Here is a 20,639-nt window from a genome sequence, read left to right as displayed (position 1 = left end):
TGTTCACTCTACGAAGAATCCTGTTAAGCTGCAATGCAACAGAACGAAAACAGGACATTGACGCCACGTGAAACCACTTGATGGTTTGTATTCAAAAACACATTACCGTGCTGCACTGCAACCCAAACCTTTCGTAGAGGGAGTGATTGCGGCGGTCAGTTGTGCGCCGGAAATTCCCATGCCACCCGAGTGGATGCCGTGGGTATTCAATGTAAACGTAACGGATGATTCAAGAGTTGATTGGGAAGTGCTCACAGACGCCTTGGTCAAGGCACTACGTGACACCTTAAGCCTTGTTCGCGCTAACGAACCTTTACTACCAAAACAGTATTGTCTTGAACTCACGCTTAGCGACAGCGAACAAGCGCAATGGTTAACCGGTTTTTTGTATGCCCATCAACAACTACAACCTGTATGGCAACGCGCATGGGAACACCTGCAAACAGCTTCCATTGAAGAAGCGGAGACCGCATCACACTCACTCACGCATTGCTTGAAAGTGTTTTCTGCGCTGGCAGATCCGCAAGCGCTGCTTGCCAAGTCAGATGCAGACACCTTGCGAAAGAATCTACCAGAGGTCGCTAAAACGTTACCGCGTACGTTACAGCAGTATCGCCAGTTGGCGGATCGGTTAGCAGGGTATTTGCCGAATCAGTTTGAGTCGTTTACGCAGCGCACTGATTAGCGCGTTACGTTATCGTGCGGGCTTGAGGGTAAGCCCTGCTTAACGGAGGAGATATATTGATTCAGGTCGCGCTTGGCTGCTTCATACGCATCCTGCAAATCATGTGAGTTCGGATCTTTCAATAAACTTTTAAACGCCGAATCAGTTCGATCAATCAGATCGCGTAAATAGGCATTATTGACATCCATGTTGCGCTCCAACCTAAGTGAGACATGTGAATTATTACACCGGCTTCACAATGGCCAATACCACAATGGCAAAAATGAGTAGCACGGGTGCTTCATTGAGTATGCGATAAAAAAGCGGACTACGCATAGGCTTATCCGCTGCAAAATCACGTAGTACCTTAAATAGATAGAAGTGGTATGCGTAAATAGCAAGCACAAGCAGTAATTTAATGTGTAGCCACGCAGAGGCCGCAAACCAGGCCTTACCATAACTAACGATTAATGCGATCCCAAAAATCAGCGTCAAGAGTGCAAACGGCGTGACAAAAAACCATAATCGGCGTTCCATGATTTTGAACTGCTGATGTACGTCCTCACTGCTCTGCGTGTTTCTATTGATGGCGTGATAAACGAATAGACGTGGCAAGTAAAACAATCCCGCCATCCACGCGAGCATGAAAAACACGTGCAGCGCTTTTAACCATAAAATGCTCATGATGTGTCCTTTTTTATCTCTATTGTTCTTTCATTAAATAGCTTTGCAGCGTGTTCCAATTAACGATGCCAACGAGTTCGTCAGGTTTATCACCGTAAATGTAAACAGCGCCGCTGCGCGCTGACTGCAAAACGTCGTACACTTCCGACAACGTTGCTTGGCTAGACAAGCCAGCCATGCTGCTGAAACTCAAGGGACTGCCGTCGTGCTCGAGACTAACGTTATAGGCAACTAATTTGAATTGCACATCTAACTCAAAGTGAGAGCGCTGCACTACCGGGTGAGTCGGTGACTTATCCAGAAACGCTAATATCGCTTTGTCAGGCGCATCGTAAAAAACTTTAAACTGGGTATCCATGACTGCCAGTACACCGGTTTTCTGTAGCGTTTCTCGCACAGATGAAGTGGCGTAGGGGAGTTTTTGGTAATCCAGCTGTTGAAGGAAAATCGAACGGTTTTTCAGAAACTGTGTCGAGGTAACATACGCAGGCACAATTACCAGCATCGCAGGCAGTATAATTTGCGGGTTATAGGACAGTTCCATCACCGCAGAGAGTGCTGCCAGCGGTGCGTGCAGAACCGCTGTTAGCATGCCTGCCACGCCCAGTAGCGCAAAGCTATTGGTCAGAGGGGTAACGTCGACAAAGTAGCCCACGGGCACGAGAAGCAATGCGCCTGCAATCATTCCCAGAATCATCACTGGCCCCATGATCCCGCCCGGAACACCAAGCCCTATCGCTGTGATGGTCAATACAAACTTCGCCAGTAGCACCACCGCCAGCAACCATAGACCTGGGTCATCGGCAAAAAGAGTTTCAACCGCTTCAAAGCTGCCACCCATCGCTTCGGGTAAAATTGATCCTATGATTGCGGTAATCGAAGCTGCTAAGACCAATCGCCAATGCATACCGAATCGCCTGAATAAGCGCATTACAAACATGAGATTGCGGTTAAACAAGGCTGCCAAGCCGCCCAGCAACACGCCGAACACGACGAGATAGGCGTATATCCACAGATCGAATTCGGCGAACGACAGAAATGCTAACTCATTAAACTCGCCAAATACGGCGCGCGTAAGCAAGGAGCCGCAGGCCGCTGCCAGCATAACCGGCACAAACATGTGAATACGGTATTCTCTTAACACCACTTCCATCACAAAGATAACCGCAGCAAATGGCGTGTTAAACGACGCGGAGATACCGGCTGCTATCCCACAACCGGCTAATATGCGAATGCTATTAAAGGGCAACTTTAGCGACTGCCCGATGAAGCTGCTGCCAGCGGCGCCCAAGTGTACTGAAGGGCCTTCACGCCCTACTGAAAAACCAGACGCTAGGGCCAACATGCCGCCGAAAAATTGATTGATGGTTGTTCTAAACGGTATGTGGCCAAAATGATATTTGACGCGGTGGATAACAAACGGGATCCCAAGACGGTAGTGACGAAAACCTGTTAAATAAGCCACCAGCAAGATGCCGACAATGGCGGCAATTGGCATAAAGAAACGCGTGAGCGGCGATACGCTATCAAACGCACCAATGTGTGACAAAACTTGCAATTGAATCCATTCGTAGCACAATCTGAACACAATGATAATTGAGGCTGCAATAACGCCTGCCACAATCCCCAGCACACAAAGCTGTACACTGGTTCGCGGATGGGCTAATTCATAGCGTAGGGCGTGAAGGCTCATGATTGGCTAAGCAAAATAACGATATGTGCAGCATAACACAAGTGCTTGTATTGCATAATATTAAGCGTGGTTTGATAGCACACAGAACGTAGGGTACACACAGATTTGAATCTACATGAATTGCGTAGCGGGCTTACCCGGATGCGTTACACGCTACTGATAACACTGGTAATGCTGGTGATGACGTATTTCGGCTATCAATTAGCCCAGTTGCATCATCAATACCTGAGCGAGCAATTGGCCGTTGCCGAAACCACCGTGCGGAATCTATCGGCGGAAAACCAAACCTTGATCCAGACTAATAATCAACTAAAGGCACAGTATGAAATCGCTGAGTTGGCCAACGAGGCGCTCGATCAACGCATTCAGCAGGGCTTGCTGCGCGAGCGTCAGCTTACCGAACAGGTGACTTTTTATCAAAAAGTCGTCGCGCCTGAACTGAGCGAAGAAGGATTCAGTATCGATGGTGTACAAGTTGCCGAAACGTCCAGTGACGACTATTTTTCGCTTTCTATGGTGTTGATCCAGCAAACGCGTGTTAAAGCGACGATCAAAGGCGAGTTAGACATTTTTTTATACGGCAGCCTCAATGGTCAACCGATGGAGCACCGATTAACCGCCGACAATGGCTTGATAGGCGATCTGAATTTTAGTTTTAAGTATTTTCAAACGCTGCAGGTTGAATTTCAACTGCCTGCGGGTTTTATTCCCGACCGCCTACAGACCAGCACCAGCATTTACCAGTATCGCAAAAAGCGTGGCGATTATGAAAAAAGCTTTGCGTGGTCGCAAATAGTCAATGGCATTGACGAGCGAGAATAACGATTAGCTCAAAACACTGGCTCATTTAGCACCGACCAATTAACCGGTACGTCAGAATAAAAACTGTGAATATACGAGGTAGGCGCTGATAACGGTGGCGACAAATCCGCCTGTAATTAAGATGCCGTCTTCTGTCGTCAATCCAATCGCGGTTAATGCAATGGCGGTTCCCGGCACGGCGGCGGCAAAAGGAAGCACCTCCAAAGGGATCATCAGCAATCCGGTCAACCCACACAATAGTGCAATGATGCGTTTCACCCAATTTTGCGTCAACCACGGCATACGCGGTTCGAAGATAGCATCAATTTTAGTGGTATATGGCTTGGCTGATTCAACCCCTTTTTTAAGCTTGTCACGCTTAATGCTGATATCCTCCAGGCGTTTTGGCAGCCATGGGCGTTCATCGCCATAGCAAAGCTGAATCGCAATCAAAAAAATGGTGATACCACAGGCCGATGGGATGCCGGGAATCGCGCCTGTGGGCAAAATAGCAATTAATGAAGGCACCAATAGTAAAGGACCAAAACCTCGGCTTTTGAGGTGATTAATCAGTTCACCCAACGAAGTCTCGCTACCCTCAGTGTCATCAACGAGTTTCTGTAATACATCTGTAAGCTTTAATCTATCTGACACGCGCTTTTCACCTAAGTATTTGGTTCACAAAAATACCTGCTTTGTATATTAGCAGCCTACAGCCTGATTGCGTCAAAATCATGAAAACGCGAAGATAACCGGGTGCGTCGACAAACGGTTTATGAAAACGTAGACTGTTTCATCGACAAAAATGCGATAAACTGATAGATATATTAGTTTAAACGTGGCGAATGATTGATTCAGCATGACAAATCAACCGAAACAAGCGGTAACAAAAACCAGAAGAAAGCGCGGGGAAACGCGGGTTGAGATATTACGAACCGTGATGCGGCTGCTGATGCAGGAAGGGCCGGATGTTATTTCAACCACGCGCCTAGCGAAGGAAGTCGGCATTGTGCAATCGGGTTTTTACGCACACTTCAAAACGATTGAAGAGTGCCTGCACGCTGTAGTACACGAAATTGATGTGAATGTGCGTACGCCGCTGTCCAACAGTATGGCGCAATTACGCCTGACGGATGCCTCCGATGTGGATCTGCTGGAACAGTTTTTTGATGAACTGTTTGATACCGTGCAAAATAACTGGTCGTTAATGGAGCTGTTTTTACATTATCGAGGTGACCATTCAGTTGTAGGGCGACTGATCGGTGAGTTTGAATCGAGCTTAGTGGCTGATCTGCAAGCGCATTTACGAGCATTACAGCACTCAGACACAGTAGAGCCGGTATTCGATGATATGTCTGATCTTACGCTATCGGCTTTGGCACATTTGATGATGAGTCAGTCGTTGGTGGGGATATCGCAGTGGAAAAGCGACGCTATATCCCGCAAGATGCTGGCGCGCTATTTAGCGGAGCAAACCGCGCATATTGGCAAGAGCATCGAAGCGGCTCAGGCACGAGACCGAGCGCACTAGCGTTCGGCCGGATTCTATGGTCCCCTCAGAGAATTGCTTCTCGAACAGATATTGCCCCAACCACGGTAGTTTAATCAGCCAACACGATTTGCAAATATGAGTTAGCGAGTGTGAATAACAAGTCGCCAACTGATAAGGCACGGTCGATGGATGTATTTATTGGAAGACAATGAAAAATGCTCGTTGTTAATTAACGTCACGACTCCTATTCACATCCCTAACGCCTAAGCCCAGCTCCATCACGGTTATCGTATCGACTGTGTCGAATTGCACTTTGCACCCCGCGTCAATCATGGCACGCCACACATACCGCAATGCGTCGGGGCGCTCGCCCTTCCAAAAGTCTTCGGTTTTCTCAAGATAGGCAAGCACGGGTTCCACGTGCCCTTGACGATAAATGTGTCGAACAAATTCAAAATCAGGACCAAAAGAACTCATCATCGCGGAGTCGCTGCGGTCAACAGACGCTAATAGTTCTGCGAATGATTTTTCGAGATTGCCTTCTCTAAAAGCCACCCATGCGCGAGCGATTCCTACTGAGTGAGTCTCAACACTGAATCGGTCGACCACATCACCCGCTATTTGCTGCTCGCGACTGAGCATGTCGGCGTGAGCAAACACACGGTCGATTTTATCAGCCACAATATCTAAGGGATCAAATTGCGCACTGTACTTGAGGTGTCTACTGAGCTCGCTGATGACCTGGTAGCGATTGCGATTTAGCGAAAGACTCAGTTCGTAGTTGCGCAATGAATCTGAATAATAGCGTTTGCTTCTCGCTTGTGCATCCGCATACCGCTCATCCATGTATCGTGCGTAACGCGCATCGTTGCAGCCATCAGGATAATTGGCGCAAGCGGTAGCGCTGTATAGTACAGCGAATATTGCTAGGGGGATAAGGGACTTGTTCAATGACATTAACTCTTGGGTAAATCATAATTCAAGCGCTAGATGGACGATTTAATGTAAACGCACGTTTAATTCATCAATGACTTCGGCCCACAATGCATCCTCTACCAGCGCCTCTTTCAAAAATGTGCGCTGGGCATCATTCCAATAGTCGGCTTTATGCAGATAGGTGGTTTTATTAAGGCCTTTGTGCTTCTCAATAAATTGTTCAATGGATTCATCGTCACTCTTCAGTCCCAATTGCTGAAACAAATCCGACATACTGGGTTGGTTAATGTCCATAATTTAATGCCTCGCTGTGATGTATTTATTGATTCAAACGGAGCAGGGGCTCACAAAGATCATCTAGCGTTATGCGTGAGCCGCTAGGCTAAACCTAGTCGATGGTCTGCAATAAGTAAAACTGCGAACCCTGTGTTCTTGAGTGAGTTCATACCCTATTCGAGTAAGGTCACAAAAACCATGCCTTAATAGTGTTTACGCGACGCAAAGTTTACGGGTTAGTGGTACAGTTTGAGACAGTAGAAATAACGCCACTTTGTGCAGTCGCTTAGGTTTTTCGTGAAAAGTCGTCTTATCTCAATATTATTGCTGGTCACTTTTGCTTTCTCCTCAACGGGTTTTGCCCAGCAATCACCCAGCGATGAACTGCAACTGCAGCAAGCGATCCAATAAGCTCGCATGCAAGGTAATATGGATCACGCCGACGTGGCATGCTGAGGCGCTGTACGAACAAGCTCGCAACAGCATGGAGCGAAACCGGTACGAAGAAGCCTCGAATCTATTGAATCAATCAATAGCGCTATTTCAAACATTGGATCAGCGCAAGCGCCTTGCTGATGCCTATCGGCAGCTGGGCTTAACCTATCGCTATCAAAGCCGCTATTCTACCGCTTTGGAATATATCTATCTGGCGATGCAGATTTATCAGGAGTTGGGTGACAAGAGTGCCATCAGCTCCACCTACAATAGCATTGGCACAGTAATGGAAAAAATGGGGCAGTTAGAAGAAGCGTCGCAGGCGCACAATCAGGCGCTCCAACTGCACTATGAGCTCGATGACCAACAAGGCATTGCCAGTGCGCTTTACAACATTGGTGACATATATCGTTCAATGGGCGACTTTGAAAAAGCCTTACCTTATTTACAAGATGCGTTGAAAATGGACATCGCTGCGGGCGAACCTAAGAATATTGCGTATAGCCTGAATAAATTGGGTTATATGCTTAACCAAATGGGGCAGCGAGAGCAGGGACGCGATTATTTGTATCAAGCCCTCGCATTGTTTGAAGATATACAGGCCCCTCGCGATACTGACTGGGCATGGAGTGCGATCGCACAGCTAGAATTAGATGACGGGAACATTGATTTAGCCAGCGACATTATCAATGGCGTAATCAGTAGGGCGACTGAAAATAATTACAACAGTCTTCTGGTCGACGCGCATTTAGTCGCGGCGAAGATTGCGATACGGCGCAAACAGTTTGAGCAGGCGCTTAGTGTAATCGAACAGGGTATAGCACAGGCGATTGCCAATGATGAGGTGAACAAGCAAGCCACTTTAGAAGCGTTAAGAGTTGACGTTTTATACGCAAGCAACGCGGTGGAAGCAGCGTTCAACGCCTTGAAGCGTCAGAAAGCTCTGGACGACTCGATTTTAGACGCCCAACGAATCGATACCATCGCGCGCATGCAGGCTGAATCTGATTTCGTTATGCAAGCGCAGCGTATTAAGTTATTGGAAAATGAAACTGCGCTGCAACAAGCTGTTATCGAAAAAGAGCAGTTATCGCTTCGACTGTGGGTTATTTCAGTTATCGCCATCAGTGTATTTGTCGTTTTGTTCATCGGCAGACTTAATCAAAGAAAACTAAACCGGGAATTGAGCCAGCAGGTACAAGCAAGAACGCACGAACTACAAACCAAAAACGGTGAGTTGAGCAAAGCATACAAACGCATGGAAGCACTGAGTATGTCAGATAAATTAACCGGAATTAACAATCGCCGGTTTCTGGAAAAGTATATTGATTCTGACATGGTCCAAACCATCCGCAAATATGAAGATTGGCAACAAGGGCGAACCGCGAAACCAAAAGAAAGCGACATTGCTTTCTTTATGTTTGATTTAGACAACTTCAAAAAAATTAATGACCAGTATGGCCATACCACGGGTGATGAAGTTCTGATCGAATTTGTGTCGAGAATGAAAAATGTTTTTCGTCAGTCTGACTATTTAATTCGCTGGGGCGGTGAAGAGTTTGTTGCTGTCGCGAGATTTATCGACGCCTCGTCAGCTCCCGTTCTGGCGCAAAGAATGCTCCACGAGGTGAGCGCATATCCTTTTGACGTGCCTTCAAGTAAGCCGCTGTCGCTTACCTGCTCAATCGGCTATTGCTGCTTTTCCGGTGCGCACGAGCAACAAAATACGTCATGGTACAACTCAATTGCCGTGGCCGATGCTTGCTCATACATTGTCAAGTACAGTGGAAAAAATGGGTGGTTTGGTATTGAGAGTATGAACCAGACACTTGATTTAAGTGCACAGGTGACCCCAGAAAAGCTGGGGCAATGGTACGCAGAAGAAGATATTGTTGTAAAAACTGATTTTGAGCCTCAACAGCTCAAATGGTCAGCGAGCCGAGCGTAGAACACGCGCTATAAAATATTGCCTACTCATTCTCTTTTTCGTTGCGCGTCAACTTTGAAAGGCATTAAGCCGTTTAATGGAGAAGCAAAATAGCCCGAGCCGTTAGCTGACAGCGATGATGGCTTATCGCGTTGGTTATTTGGTCTTAAATAAAGACTTCTGCTCTGGTTTCTCGAGTGGCGATACCGAGTTCTTGCAATAATCAGACGCAGAAAGCCAGCCTGGCGTGCCGTCAGGTGGTCGCTAGCTCTCAGGTTGTTTAAGAAGACTTTCGATATCTCTGATCGCGCGTGTGTCATTGTCTATACGTTGCTTAAAATACAATTTCTTACGTTCAAGCTGCGCAATAAATTGGGGGCACAGCGCACCCAACTGCTTATAGCGATTGTATCCTTGCTTAATGTCATCCAGAGAAAAGCCAATCGACTTGCCTTTCTGAATAAATGCCAATTCATCCATCTGAACGTGGCTGTACACCCTGTACCCGTTCGCACTTCTACGGGGTGGGGTCAGCATACCAATTTTCTCATAGTACCGGATGGTGTCGCGCGATAACCCGACCTTCTTCTCAAAAACGGAAATCTTCATATTTGCCCATTGACTGTGGAGTAACTTCATACTTTACCATGCTTTGGAAAAGGAGTGAGTCATGAAAATTACACAGATTAGAAACGCCACAATCATCGTTGAATCGCAAGATATTTGCATGATTGTAGACCCGATGATGGCAAAAAAATCAGCTTTGCCGAAGCTACGTTACTTTAAAAGTCAGTTGAAAAACCCGTTGGTCGATTTGCCCGCCGAATTTAGCGAATTCGAAAGCAGGATAAACTGCGCACTTATCACACACTGTCAAAAAGGTCATTTTGATCACTTGGACCGCGCGGGCGTGAGGTGGTTAAAAGAAAAGCAGCTTGTCACTTTTTGTACGCCTCGTGATGCTTCGTATCTAGCTAAAAAAGGTATTCATACACATGAGCTGGAGAAAAAGCGCAGTGTATTTTTTGACGGCACGATAGTTCAAGTCCCAGCAACACACACCAGTGGATGGTTAACTCCATTTATGGAGCATGGAACAGGATACTTCATTCAGTTGCCGAAGGCGCAGAGTGTTTATTTGATGGGAGATACTATATTAACTGATGAGATAAGAAAATTTGTTGTAGAGCAGCAACCTGACTTTATTGTCGCGCCTTTATTGCTCAATGAAGAAGAAATACTTGAATTGGCCTCGTTGTTCAATGGCAAAGTAATTTGTAATCATATGGAAGCGCTAGATCACTGTCGGATCAATCGACATGATCTGCGCGACTTAGTCGCTTCCCACGCGCTCAGTCATCGATACATTATTCCCCGTGATGGAGAGACTATTGACCTTTTACCATCAGAGTAATTGATTCGATCCAGTTTCTCCTTGCGAGAGCGTGAGGGAAATCTGCCCAGTGGAGACCCGTCATTTGGCGGTTTTGAAATGCAGTCGCGTTCCGAATTCAAGGAAATAATACTTGGAAAAGAGATCAAGAGAACGAATTACATTACACTAGTCAAATGGGGCATCGAAGACATGATTTTTAATGCAGACACAAATACAAAATTTAGTAGGTTGTGGTCAGTGAATGGCGAAACCGGCAACGTCAAATTAGTTGGCAATATAGACTGGAATGACGGCTTTGAACTGTGCTCTGTAATTAGCAAAAATGCATAATAGGGCGCTAACTGCGCTCACTGGGGCAGCAACGAGCGGCACTTCGCGACAATGACGCTACGTCACTACTCATTAGCTTACCATTACGTGCAAAAGAAGTTTTAATGCCAAAGAATAAAAAACTAATCATTGCTGGGTGCTTGAGCTTTGTAGCTTCTCTTCTTCATATTGCTTGCATTTTTGGTGGTCCAGATTGGTATCTTTTCTTTGGTGCAGGGGAAAGAATGGCTCAACTGGCTGCTGCCGGCGACCCTTATCCTACACAAGTTACGCTGGTTATCGCCTCTATTCTCGCGGGTTGGGGACTCTACGCTTTTTCTGGCGCAGGTCTTATTTTTAAATTGCCGCTTTTAAGAACGTGCTTGGTTCTTATCTCAGCCGTATATCTTATTCGCGGAGTAGCCGGATTGTTTGCTCCGTTCATTACATCAGATCCTGTCGTGCATCAAAACTCTGTCACCTTTTGGATTGTTAGCTCAATAATCTGCTGTATTTATGGTACTTATTATTTATTGGGTACAAAGCAGATATGGCGCTCGGTTTGAATTCGTGGATACACGCTTTGGTGACTAAGATTCCAAGTCAACCTTAGGCTGTATCTTTATCCCATCAAGCACCGCCTCTCATCATGGTACTGCGAAAGGGCCTTAGTCTCGCATATACAGCATCATGGCTAATGCTTTTAGATTTTCCTTTTGTGACCGTCCTCTCACGCATGGCTTAAAACTATTTACGTCGAATTCCCTGCTTATGAATGACGAGAAAACTCTATTTTTTTCCGGCTATTTTTACGAGGGGATTAACTGGCTTAAAATGGGGGATTACAGGGGGCAGTCGAAGAAACCACGCTATCTCTGCGTGGTTCTTCAGGGCTCAATGTCTATTATTCAGAGTCATCTGCTCCATCATTGACATATTCAGTGTACTCTTTTTTACTGACATGATTATCTTTGTCTTTATCAAGGTACGCAAAATGACGACTAAGCTCGCTATTCTCAGCCTCGCCCATGGAAATCATCGCATTTTTATCTGCGTCCAGTTCATCAAACGACTCCAGCGGAGGCTCCATTTCAGTGGATCTGATAGTTGACGTCATTGAGTCAACTTTATCGTCTGAATTCGTCTTGCGTGCGTGAAGAGCCAGGAATTTATCAAACTCTTTCTCTGACAACTTGTCATCAGCAGTCGATTGAGCAAGACCATCTATTTTTGCGAAATAATCAAGGACTTCATGCCCTTTTGCTTCCTCGCGCGAAATATATCCATCCTTGTCTTTGTCTAGTGTGTCAAAAGAATGAGGTATTTTTTCGTCAACACTCATTGATTCCATGTTATCGGCGTAATCTTGAGCCTGTGCTGACAAAGACAATGCGGCTGTGACAAATGTTGCTACGGCTAGCTTTTTCATAATCAATCTCCTTGCGTCAAATGTTGGCCTGCATGCAAACCGGTGATTTAGCATTTACCAGGGGTCATACAATTCACATACCATTTTTATTACTTAAGTAATTCAATGGGTTGAGGAGGTTTCTCGGGTTGCAAGTACCGGTAATTACGTAGTATTTATGTGGTTTGTGTAAAACGTTCAAATGTGATCGTAGGCTCAGAGACATTTTCTGAATAAACGGGCAGTGTGTGGCGGTTGGCCTTAGCTCATGAGTTAGCTTAAGCTATGCGCTAAACACAGAAGAAGTGAGTCAAAATGAGCCAACATCTAAAAATAGATATTGTATCGGACGTGTCCTGTCCGTGGTGCATTATTGGCTATCAGGCGCTGGATAAAGCGTTAGCGAACCTGTCGCCTGATGTGAGTGCCGACATCACTTGGCAACCGTTTGAGCTCAATCCTCATATGCCCCCGGAAGGTCAGGAAATTACAGAGCACCTTACACAAAAATATGGAATAAGTGTTGAGCAAGCTGATCAAAACAGAATGCTAATAAAGCAACGGGGCCAGGCACTGGGCTACGAATTCGGCAACCGTGGCGGTGGTCGGATTTACAATACGTTTGATGCTCATCGACTGCTGCATTGGGCGAAGGAAGAGGGTAAGCAGACCGAGTTAAAGCTTGCCTTGTTCGACTTGTACTTCAAGCACAACGGAAATCCCAGTGACCATGAGCAACTACTAAAAGTAGTACATAGCGTTGGTTTAGACCTGAGCAGGGCTAAACAAATACTTGCGTCGAATGAGTATGAAAACGATGTGCGCGCCCTTCAACAGCGCTATTTATCGGCTGGAATAAGCTCAGTACCCGCCGTTATCGTTAATGACAAGCATCTGATAAGTGGCGGCCAACCTGTTGAGGTTTTTGAGCAAGCACTGAAAGACATCGCGGCTGAAGCGTAAGATCGATAGCACAAGGTCGTGAACACTCGCGAGTAGCGACAATACTTGATTGATTTACTCAAGTATTAGATAATACGCGCCAATTCTGTCTATTTCTGCACCTTGTATAAGAACAGGTTTGCGAGACCGCAAATTTGTTAACGTGCATTTGCGAAGTGAGGTTAGGTACGTGACTGTAGAAAGTGCAATGCCCATTGAGTTTTCTGAGGCAGCGGCAAAAAAAGTGAAAGCGTTGATTGAGGAAGAAGAGAATCCTGAGTTGAAGCTACGTGTGTATATTACTGGTGGTGGTTGTTCAGGTTTCCAATACGGTTTCACCTTTGATGAAAAAGTCAATGAAGGCGATATGACCATCGACAAAGATAGCGTCACCCTTGTGGTTGACCCAATGAGCCTACAATATCTGGTCGGCGGCGTTGTTGATTATACCGAAGGTTTGGAGGGGTCACGCTTTTTGGTCAATAACCCTAACGCAACAACGACTTGCGGCTGCGGCGCTAGCTTTAGTATTTAAATGTGGTAGGGCAGTTGCATCGCCCGGATTGCAACTGCTAATCTCTGTACACGTTCTGTTGAATAGCACACTGTTATGATGAAGTTATACGGTTCAACCACCTCTCCATTTGTTCGCCGTTTACGTATATGGCTTTCCGCCGTTGAGCACGAATTTATCAACATGCAAATTTTTGATGGCCCCGACCGTGAACAGCTAGCGGCGCAAAACCCAGCCATGAAGATCCCCATGCTCGATGATGACGGTAACGTTATTTTCGATTCACGGGTCATTTATCGTTATGTCAGTGATAAGTTGAAATACCCGTCGCCGAGTTGGGATCAGGAAAACCAGCTGACCGTTATAGACGCAGTGAATGATTCACTCGTACAGATTTTGTTGCTACAACGTTCGAACATTAATACTGACGACGACAAAATGTACTTCCGGTTACAGCGCGAGCGTGCCGATATTAGCTTGCTGTATCTCAACGAGCAGGTGCAACAGGGGCAGTTTGACGACTGGCATTACCCCTCTATTTGCTTGTACTGTTTGATCGATTGGATTGAGTTTCGCACTCTGCACGACCTCTCTAAGATGGATCATTTAAAGGCGTTTCATCGCGCCAATCATGATCGCATTGAAGTCACTGCTACCGACCCACGCACAAGCTAAGCTTTTACTGGCTTCCCCACGCTGGAGGCGGCGTGGGCTGAGGTTTACTTAAATCAAAATCTACCCGGAATTCGCGGGCTGGGCGAACCAATCGGTAGCTAAAGGTTTTCTCATCAATGAGCATTTGCCACGTATTGTCATTCGACTGCGGGATGTGTTGCTCGACAAACATTGTCTGAGTGAATGTGTCAGCGGGGAAAGACTGTACACTCGGCCATCCTACGGTCGTTGCAACACCGCCATACTGTGTCAGGGCGTCCTCACTGCCATCGGCATGGCGATGATCATGTTTCAGCATTAAGTTGCCGCCGACATTGCTTAACACCCATGTGCGTGAACGATCTTCGCCGACATGAAACGGGATGCGGATCACGCTTTCAGAGCAATCGCTGATGTGCATAATGAGCGTATCATCAAACCCGTCACTTTTCGGTGTATCAACCGTCACTTTACCAGCAAATGCCTGGCCACAGAGCGAACTTAAATGATTGAAAAATGTTTGCTGCGCTGCTGGCAGGGCGGGAAGTGCTGCCTGAATAGTCTGTTGTTTCGCGACTGCCGAACTGATGCCAATCAATGAAATGACTAGCATGGTGTGCTGTAGTGCTTTCGCCGTACTTGTAAACATGAGGGCCCGTAAGTGAATTAACTCAACGTGCGCAAAGCATGCCAGTAAATTAGCAAATCGGCAAATAAACACGCCCTAGTACCCTCTGGCAAAATCCACCACGTAATTGAGCGGCTCGTTGCGCTGCCAACGCATACAATTTTCTCGAAAGACATCAAATACGCTATCCGGACGGGATATGGCGGCGGTGTGACAGGTGACAATGGCATTGGGTAACTGCCAGTACGGGCTGTCAGGCGGTAGAGGTTCCTGAGCAAACACATCCAATACAGCCGCCTTTATCTGTTGATGTTGGAGTGCGTGGATCAGTGCTGTGTCATCGACTGTCTGACCGCGACCCGCGTTGATCAATACGCTGCTGCTGGGAAGCGCGCCAATAAACTCGGCATCAATAAAATGCTGCGTTGCCGCCGTGTCGGGCAATAGAGAAACGACATAATCTGCGCCATCAGCAAATGTTAAGCGCTGCTGTGGTGTAAATACGGCGTCATAGTGTCCGTTTGCTTGGCCACTGCGAGTCAATGCCCTTGTTTGCATACCAAAGGCCGTCGCTATCGGCACCAAGGCTTTGGCAATATCACCGGCGCCTAGCAATGCCAGCGTCTTACCCTGCAATGGCTCAAACACAGGGCGATGCCAGCTTTTCGTTTCAAAGGCAGGCAGATTTCGCGCAAAATGCAATAGATAGGCGAACACATATTCCCGCATAGCAGCACCAAAGATACCTTTCGCGGCAGTGAGGATGTAATCATGTTTTGCATGATTGATCAGCGGCGCATTGCCAGCCCACATGGACTGTAGCCACTGTAAATTGTTGCAGTCACCAAGTACCTTGAGCGCTAAATCAGGTTCGCTGAGCAATACCTGAACGCGGTTAGGTTGAATGCGCAAAGGATTGTCGGTAGCGATTGCCAGCGTCAGCTGATCGTGAGCACTGGTTGATGTTGGCTGTTCCATCCAGTTGCGAAACAAAGTCTCGTACGTGGCCGCATCGCGACTAAGAATGGTGACTTCAAGCATGACGTTTGCGCATCCTCAATTGGTTTAAATCGTGTGTACACGCTTGTCGGGCAGTGTGCACAACTGATTCGTCAGAGTAAATCTATATTGACAGTGCTAGACAAATCGTTCCTTTCTAATGTCATATATTCGTTTACAGTGCCGCTTAAGCGAATTATATTCGTTACAAAACGATTAAAAGAGAACTGAAATGTCACAGCTGCCTTCATCCTTTAATAATTCCAAAGTGCTTTCTCCAAAGCGCAATACTTCAAGTGCAACAAATATTGATGAACTGGTGGTAGAGCAGTTAGCGCACTTTGGCATTGAGCGCGATACTGAATATGGTCAGGCGCTGGCCGCTGCGGCTGCGCATTTGTATCAAACGCAATCGGATGTCATGCAATTGTGGTCAATTACGCAAGCAACCTTATCCACCATTAGCCAGCAAGAAAAAGTCGCTTATTTTAATGCAAAGAAGTTTCTGTCATTTCAAATTGCGAAAATCTTAGACTCGCTGCAAAACCCGTTTCGAGCCACTTACCAAAGTCTGTCGAGTGCAGATGCCAACGCTGGAAAATCACATTACCCCCTGTTTGACAATGTCACCGCGTTGTTCTCAGCAACCCCGGTGGTTGTGCGCACTGCGACCTATGTTTACGCCTGTACCGAATGGGTAGATGATGCGTTTCAGGGAAAAGAATCGACCCACCAGATTTATACACGCCTGCTCAACCCCACCAATATTTCACTGGCAAACGCTATTGTCGATATGGAGGCCGGCCCCCATGCCGCCGATTATCTCGCTTGGAACTTCAATTCGGGCATGGCGGCGATTGATGCACTGCTGTCCAATGTGCTGTCTCGCGGTGATGTATTGGTTGTTTCCCGCAATGTTTACGGAGGCGTGTACCAATTACTGCATGACTTTTTTGCACGTGAAAATCGTTATGATATTCAACTTGTCTGGTTTGATGGTTACAGCGCAGACGAGTTTGAAGCGTGCTTTACTCAAGCGCAATCGGATTATGCTGATCGCCTCGCTAATGGCAGCAAGTTGCATGTCTACATGGAGTCGCCGTGTAATCCGCACGGCTATGTGTTAGATGTGGCCGGAATTAGTCACATTGCGCATCAGCACAACGCACTGGTGATGCTTGATAGTACGCTAGCAACGCCGGTGTTGGCGCAGCCGCTGCAACACGAAAACAAAGATTGTCGCCCTGACTATGTGGTACACAGCTATACCAAAGACATTTGTGGCACAGGCGCGACGACAGCGGGCGTCGTCATCGGTGAAGCCTACCGCATGTTTCAATCTAAGGGTGATTGCGTTAATGGTTGGGACTGGTCGAAAACCCTGTTCTGGGATGTTTACTATATCAAAGGCGCGTTCCTCGATTCTGAAAAAGCGTTCGACGTGCTCACGGGTATGAAAACGCTGCCGCAGCGGAGCATGAACAAGGTCATCAACACGCGTGTCTTTACTGAGTTTCTGGCTTCTCATCCCGCATTCAACGTTAACTCCCACGCACTGGAACAACACAAAAATGCGGCACTGCGCCGGCACACGATGAAACACGCTTGGCCATGCGCTCTGTTCACGGTTGATATGGAATCTGCTCAGCTTGAGCGCGATACCTTCGTACGCTTTTTCGATGCATTAGAACCCGCATTTGGGCATCAGGTAAGTATCGGTCAAACTAACACCATTGTCTTGTGCCCGGCACTTACGTCACACAGTGAGCTAAGTGCTGAGGAGCAGCGTAAAGGACAAATCTACCTGACCACCATGCGCATCGCTATGGGTACCGATAGTGTGAAAGCATTGATTGCTCACTTCATTCAAGCTGCCAAGCTGCATATCGATCCCAGTCATGCTGGATTCTCCGAGCAGTTTATGTCGCCAACTGAAATCGATGCACTTCACCAACGTATTGCTGGTGAAGTGTGTCAACAGCATTTCGCAGCGCAACCGAGCATGCAGGCGCTCATGGGGTTATCTGAGTAACGCTATAGACACCGGAGTCGCAGTCGATACACTAGTGACATGATTTGTACGGGATATAAGTAACGATGTTTCAGTTATCGCTGACCTTGCTGGTAAACGCAGATGCCGAAAAAGCTTTCACGGCTTTTTCGGTACCTGAAAAACTTATTCAATGGTTTGCGCCGGGTGATGCTCAAGTCACGCAGGTAATGGCAAATTTTACGGTCGGCGGACGATACGCATTGACCATGCGGGAACCCAATGGCGAAGAATTCCAACTGGTGGGTGAATACCTCGCCATTGAGGATAATGCCCATCTGCGTTACTCGTGGGCGTGGGCCGATGCGCGGGAAGAAACCGTCATGACCGAGGTTGATGTCGTATTCGTTGAAACGACTCCTGACACCACGGAGATCACGCTAACCCATTCGGGTTTTGCCAATGAAGCGGAGCGCGATCAACATCAACACGGCTGGGTTGCTTGCCTTGAGAAGTTATCGCGCCTGACACTTTAGCTGGCAACGTTCTCAACTACTGGGGAGTTTCATGCTCGCGCAATAGGGCGTCCATAAATCGTACTCCCCAGCCGGATGCGCCCTTCGGGGCGATATCGGTTGCTTCGCTCAAATAATCGACACCTGCGATGTCCAAATGTATCCACGGAAGATCATCAGCCACAAAAGTCCCAATCACTGCGGCGCCGATACTCGCACCAGGGTTACCTGCGCCAGAATTTTTGATATCAGCAATGTCTGATTCAATTTGTTTGTCATGATTAGGGTGTAGCGGTAAAGGCCACACGGCTTCGCCCGAACGCTCACCCAATGCCATCATCTGCTCGCTCAAGGCCCAATCACGCGTGATCAGTGCCGCGTACTCGTCACTCAATGCGCGCGCCGCAGAGCCGGTGAGTGTGGCAATATTCAATAACAGCTTCGGTTGATATTGTTGCTGAGCATAAGTAACAGCATCCGCCAAAATGAGCCGCCCCTCTGCATCGGTCGATATGATTTCAATGGTTGTACCCTGCATGGTGGTCAGCACATCGCCGGGGCGTATAGCGTCTTCGGCAGGCATATTTTCTGCCAGTGGCATAAGTCCCACGACATTAATTTTGGCATTGCGCTTCGCGGTGGCAAGCATTGTACCGGCAACCGCAGCGGCACCAGACAGATCGGATTTCATGGCCCACATCCCATCGTTGCGTTTCAAGCTGATGCCGCCGGTGTCAAAGGTAATTCCTTTGCCAGCCAGAGCTATCGGCGCAGTGTCATCGTTCGCGCCGCGATATTCAATGATCAACAAGCGTGGCTCGTGGATAGACCCTTGACCGACGCCCAACAAGGCGCCCATGTTGTACTCAGTCATTTGCGCAACATCGAGCACCGTGATCGTGACATTATCCAGTCCAGAGAAACGTTCAGTGACTTGGTCAACGAAGGCTTGCGGGTAAATGGTTTTACCGGGTTCGCTCGACATATTGCGTGCGAAGCTGACCCCTTCAACTAAATGCGCCAACTCTTTAGTATACAGCGTTGCAGGCGCCTCACCTTCGGTGGAATGAACAACCAGTTGGCTAGCCTGCTTGGGTTGAGGCGTGGTTTTGTACTTATCAAATCGGTAACTACGCAGCGCAGCCCCTGCTGCGAAGTGAGCAAGATGGGCTGAAGATGCCGAAGACGAACCCACAATAACGTGTAAGTTATCCGTCGGCTCGTGTTGATTTGCAAGCGCGATCGCTTGACCACCGAGGCTTTGCCACTGTGATAATGCGGATTTTTCGGCAAGCTGCTGTTGAGGAACGTACTTGATTAACACCTTGCCCGACGACATGATGCCATACAGCACTCTCGTTTTTGCAGTGTCGTCAAACGCAAACGACGTCATGGCGTCGGTAAGGCGTTGGCTTGCATTTTTACCCAATAGATCAGCGTGCTGACTGATCGCCTCGGGGCTGTCGACCAACAACAATACGTCACCAGACAGTGGCGTTGATTGAGTGTTGGCGAAGCGCACTTCAAGTGCTTGGGCCTGTTGGCCTGCGAAGGCAAAAGCCATAGCAAGCGCTGCAATAAATCGGATCATGAATAAACTCCTTGTTTAATGGACATCTAGTATTACTAAATGACATGCACAAAAAAACCTGATTATTTATACCAAATAATCAGGTTTTCACTGTGCTTTAAAAACGCTCGACGTTACGGAACTGGGGGGAACTCGGCCAGCATCGCCGCGACAACCGTGTTAATTTTCTCTTCTCGCTCTTCAGGCGATAAATGTTTAGACAGGGTGTTTTCCGCAGAACTGCTCCACACGACCGCTTTCTTATCGGCATCAATAATATCAACCACTAACGTGCCGACTTTATACTCTCTTACGCGTGTTTGGGGGATATGGCCCCGAAACAGTGGGTCATAACCCCAGTAAGGGCGGATCCCCCAGGCGGTATAGTAAGTGTCAACGTCGATACGCTTTTCATAACTGGTATGGTAAGCAACCAAAAAATCAGCGTCGGCGTCACTCGTTTTAGTATGCCCATTTGCCACTAGATGACGCTCTAACGCATCACGTACACGTTTAGATAACAAGGTGGTGACCGTGGCTTGTTCAGCGGAGTCAGGGGCAAATGCGAAAGTTTTATACTGCGCAAAATTGCTGGCGGTATCAAAATCGGTATGAACACGCGGCGCAGACGCACAGGCACTTAAAAGTACTAAAACCACAGCGGCAATGCCAACTCGAAAAATCATGTATTAACTCCTGAAAATAAGGAAATGTACAACAACACTATGGTATAGACACTCAAACGTCCGCACAAGTTCAGACTGCGACAGCGCGGCGTGAATATGCACAACCGGCAACCATCACCA

Annotated in this window: 23 protein-coding genes; 11 read left to right on the top strand and 12 right to left on the bottom strand. The window is 47.3% G+C overall.

Going from position 1 to position 20,639, the window contains the following annotated elements; genetic code table 11:
* Window positions 1-67 precede the first annotated feature (67 nt).
* Entirely contained in the window at window positions 68-685 is a 618-nt protein-coding gene (locus KIU71_RS02475) for a UPF0149 family protein (protein WP_214129569.1), read from the top strand.
* Here KIU71_RS02475 and KIU71_RS02470 read toward each other — a convergent pair.
* Genes KIU71_RS02470 through KIU71_RS02460 form a run of 3 tightly spaced genes read right to left on the bottom strand, consistent with a single transcriptional unit; the run spans window position 682 to window position 3,041 of the window.
* The gene (locus KIU71_RS02470; RefSeq protein WP_214129568.1) at window positions 682-873 is read right to left on the bottom strand and encodes a hypothetical protein; all 192 of its coding nucleotides are present in this window, start codon (window positions 871-873) and stop codon (window positions 682-684) included. The genes KIU71_RS02475 and KIU71_RS02470 overlap by 4 nt on opposite strands.
* 34 nt (window positions 874-907) lie before the next feature.
* Window positions 908-1,348, bottom strand: a complete 441-nt coding sequence (locus KIU71_RS02465) for a CopD family protein (protein ID WP_214129567.1) — start codon at window positions 1,346-1,348, stop codon at window positions 908-910.
* A gap of 19 nt (window positions 1,349-1,367) precedes the next feature.
* A complete protein-coding gene (locus KIU71_RS02460; RefSeq protein ID WP_214129566.1) occupies window positions 1,368-3,041 on the bottom strand; it encodes a chloride channel protein in 1,674 nt (557 codons plus the stop codon).
* A 105-nt stretch (window positions 3,042-3,146) separates the two neighbouring features.
* On the opposite strand from KIU71_RS02460, the gene KIU71_RS02455 reads away from it, so the two are divergent.
* Window positions 3,147-3,863, top strand: coding sequence for a DUF6776 family protein (locus tag KIU71_RS02455; protein ID WP_214129565.1), 717 nt, complete (start codon window positions 3,147-3,149; stop codon window positions 3,861-3,863).
* 51 nt (window positions 3,864-3,914) lie between these two features.
* On the opposite strand, the gene KIU71_RS02450 is transcribed toward KIU71_RS02455, so the two are convergent.
* A complete protein-coding gene (locus KIU71_RS02450; RefSeq protein WP_214129564.1) occupies window positions 3,915-4,496 on the bottom strand; it encodes an exopolysaccharide biosynthesis protein in 582 nt (193 codons plus the stop codon).
* Between the two features lie 205 nt (window positions 4,497-4,701).
* Here KIU71_RS02450 and KIU71_RS02445 point away from each other — a divergent pair, with 205 nt between their 5' ends.
* Window positions 4,702-5,373 (top strand): TetR/AcrR family transcriptional regulator, encoded by a 672-nt coding sequence (locus KIU71_RS02445; RefSeq protein WP_214129563.1) that lies wholly within the window; start codon window positions 4,702-4,704, stop codon window positions 5,371-5,373.
* A gap of 186 nt (window positions 5,374-5,559) precedes the next feature.
* On the opposite strand, the gene KIU71_RS02440 is transcribed toward KIU71_RS02445, so the two are convergent.
* On the bottom strand, window positions 5,560-6,291 hold the full coding sequence (locus KIU71_RS02440; RefSeq protein ID WP_214129562.1) for a hypothetical protein: 732 nt from the start codon (window positions 6,289-6,291) through the stop codon (window positions 5,560-5,562).
* A gap of 42 nt (window positions 6,292-6,333) precedes the next feature.
* Window positions 6,334-6,564, bottom strand: coding sequence for a DUF2789 domain-containing protein (locus tag KIU71_RS02435; RefSeq protein ID WP_214129561.1), 231 nt, complete (start codon window positions 6,562-6,564; stop codon window positions 6,334-6,336).
* Window positions 6,565-6,925: 361 nt separating this feature from the next.
* Between KIU71_RS02435 and KIU71_RS02430 the strand changes: the two genes are divergently transcribed.
* Window positions 6,926-8,929 carry a tetratricopeptide repeat-containing diguanylate cyclase gene (locus tag KIU71_RS02430; protein ID WP_214129560.1) on the top strand — a complete coding sequence of 668 codons (2,004 nt, stop codon included), beginning with the start codon at window positions 6,926-6,928 and terminating at the stop codon, window positions 8,927-8,929.
* A 243-nt stretch (window positions 8,930-9,172) separates the two neighbouring features.
* Here the strand turns inward: KIU71_RS02430 and KIU71_RS02425 are convergent, their stop codons facing one another.
* Entirely contained in the window at window positions 9,173-9,547 is a 375-nt protein-coding gene (locus KIU71_RS02425) for a MerR family transcriptional regulator (RefSeq protein WP_214129559.1), read from the bottom strand.
* A gap of 31 nt (window positions 9,548-9,578) precedes the next feature.
* Here KIU71_RS02425 and KIU71_RS02420 point away from each other — a divergent pair, with 31 nt between their 5' ends.
* Entirely contained in the window at window positions 9,579-10,322 is a 744-nt protein-coding gene (locus KIU71_RS02420; protein ID WP_214129558.1) for an MBL fold metallo-hydrolase, read from the top strand.
* 416 nt (window positions 10,323-10,738) lie between these two features.
* Window positions 10,739-11,179 (top strand): hypothetical protein, encoded by a 441-nt coding sequence (locus tag KIU71_RS02415; RefSeq protein ID WP_214129557.1) that lies wholly within the window; start codon window positions 10,739-10,741, stop codon window positions 11,177-11,179.
* Window positions 11,180-11,517: 338 nt separating this feature from the next.
* Here the strand turns inward: KIU71_RS02415 and KIU71_RS02410 are convergent, their stop codons facing one another.
* Window positions 11,518-12,042, bottom strand: a complete 525-nt coding sequence (locus KIU71_RS02410) for a hypothetical protein (RefSeq protein WP_214129556.1) — start codon at window positions 12,040-12,042, stop codon at window positions 11,518-11,520.
* A 294-nt stretch (window positions 12,043-12,336) separates the two neighbouring features.
* Here KIU71_RS02410 and KIU71_RS02405 point away from each other — a divergent pair, with 294 nt between their 5' ends.
* The 3 genes from KIU71_RS02405 (at window position 12,337) to KIU71_RS02395 (ending at window position 14,152) form a co-directional block, all read left to right on the top strand.
* On the top strand, window positions 12,337-12,984 hold the full coding sequence (locus KIU71_RS02405; RefSeq protein WP_214129555.1) for a DsbA family oxidoreductase: 648 nt from the start codon (window positions 12,337-12,339) through the stop codon (window positions 12,982-12,984).
* A gap of 187 nt (window positions 12,985-13,171) precedes the next feature.
* The gene (gene erpA / locus KIU71_RS02400; protein WP_250207228.1) at window positions 13,172-13,498 is read left to right on the top strand and encodes an iron-sulfur cluster insertion protein ErpA; all 327 of its coding nucleotides are present in this window, start codon (window positions 13,172-13,174) and stop codon (window positions 13,496-13,498) included.
* 75 nt (window positions 13,499-13,573) lie between these two features.
* Complete coding sequence (locus KIU71_RS02395; RefSeq protein ID WP_214129553.1) at window positions 13,574-14,152, top strand: glutathione S-transferase family protein; 579 nt, start codon at window positions 13,574-13,576, stop codon at window positions 14,150-14,152.
* A 4-nt stretch (window positions 14,153-14,156) separates the two neighbouring features.
* Here the strand turns inward: KIU71_RS02395 and KIU71_RS02390 are convergent, their stop codons facing one another.
* Window positions 14,157-14,780: a hypothetical protein gene (locus KIU71_RS02390; RefSeq protein WP_250207183.1), complete on the bottom strand. Its 624-nt coding sequence runs from the start codon at window positions 14,778-14,780 to the stop codon at window positions 14,157-14,159.
* Window positions 14,781-14,855: 75 nt separating this feature from the next.
* Window positions 14,856-15,800: a D-2-hydroxyacid dehydrogenase gene (locus KIU71_RS02385; RefSeq protein ID WP_214129552.1), complete on the bottom strand. Its 945-nt coding sequence runs from the start codon at window positions 15,798-15,800 to the stop codon at window positions 14,856-14,858.
* Between the two features lie 190 nt (window positions 15,801-15,990).
* Here KIU71_RS02385 and KIU71_RS02380 point away from each other — a divergent pair, with 190 nt between their 5' ends.
* Window positions 15,991-17,790, top strand: coding sequence for a trans-sulfuration enzyme family protein (locus KIU71_RS02380; RefSeq protein ID WP_214129551.1), 1,800 nt, complete (start codon window positions 15,991-15,993; stop codon window positions 17,788-17,790).
* 65 nt (window positions 17,791-17,855) lie between these two features.
* Window positions 17,856-18,284: an SRPBCC family protein gene (locus KIU71_RS02375; protein WP_214129550.1), complete on the top strand. Its 429-nt coding sequence runs from the start codon at window positions 17,856-17,858 to the stop codon at window positions 18,282-18,284.
* A 16-nt stretch (window positions 18,285-18,300) separates the two neighbouring features.
* On the opposite strand, the gene KIU71_RS02370 is transcribed toward KIU71_RS02375, so the two are convergent.
* Together KIU71_RS02370 and KIU71_RS02365 are read right to left on the bottom strand one after the other, a co-directional pair.
* The gene (locus KIU71_RS02370; protein ID WP_250207182.1) at window positions 18,301-19,854 is read right to left on the bottom strand and encodes a leucyl aminopeptidase family protein; all 1,554 of its coding nucleotides are present in this window, start codon (window positions 19,852-19,854) and stop codon (window positions 18,301-18,303) included.
* A gap of 113 nt (window positions 19,855-19,967) precedes the next feature.
* Window positions 19,968-20,519, bottom strand: a complete 552-nt coding sequence (locus KIU71_RS02365) for a DUF4136 domain-containing protein (RefSeq protein ID WP_214129549.1) — start codon at window positions 20,517-20,519, stop codon at window positions 19,968-19,970.
* Window positions 20,520-20,639 lie beyond the last annotated feature (120 nt).

Source organism: Alteromonas oceanisediminis (assembly GCF_018474025.1).
GTDB lineage: Bacteria > Pseudomonadota > Gammaproteobacteria > Enterobacterales > Alteromonadaceae > Alteromonas_E > Alteromonas_E oceanisediminis.
The sequence above is the reverse complement of the archived record's forward strand: the minus strand, read 5'-3'. Positions and strand labels throughout refer to the sequence as shown.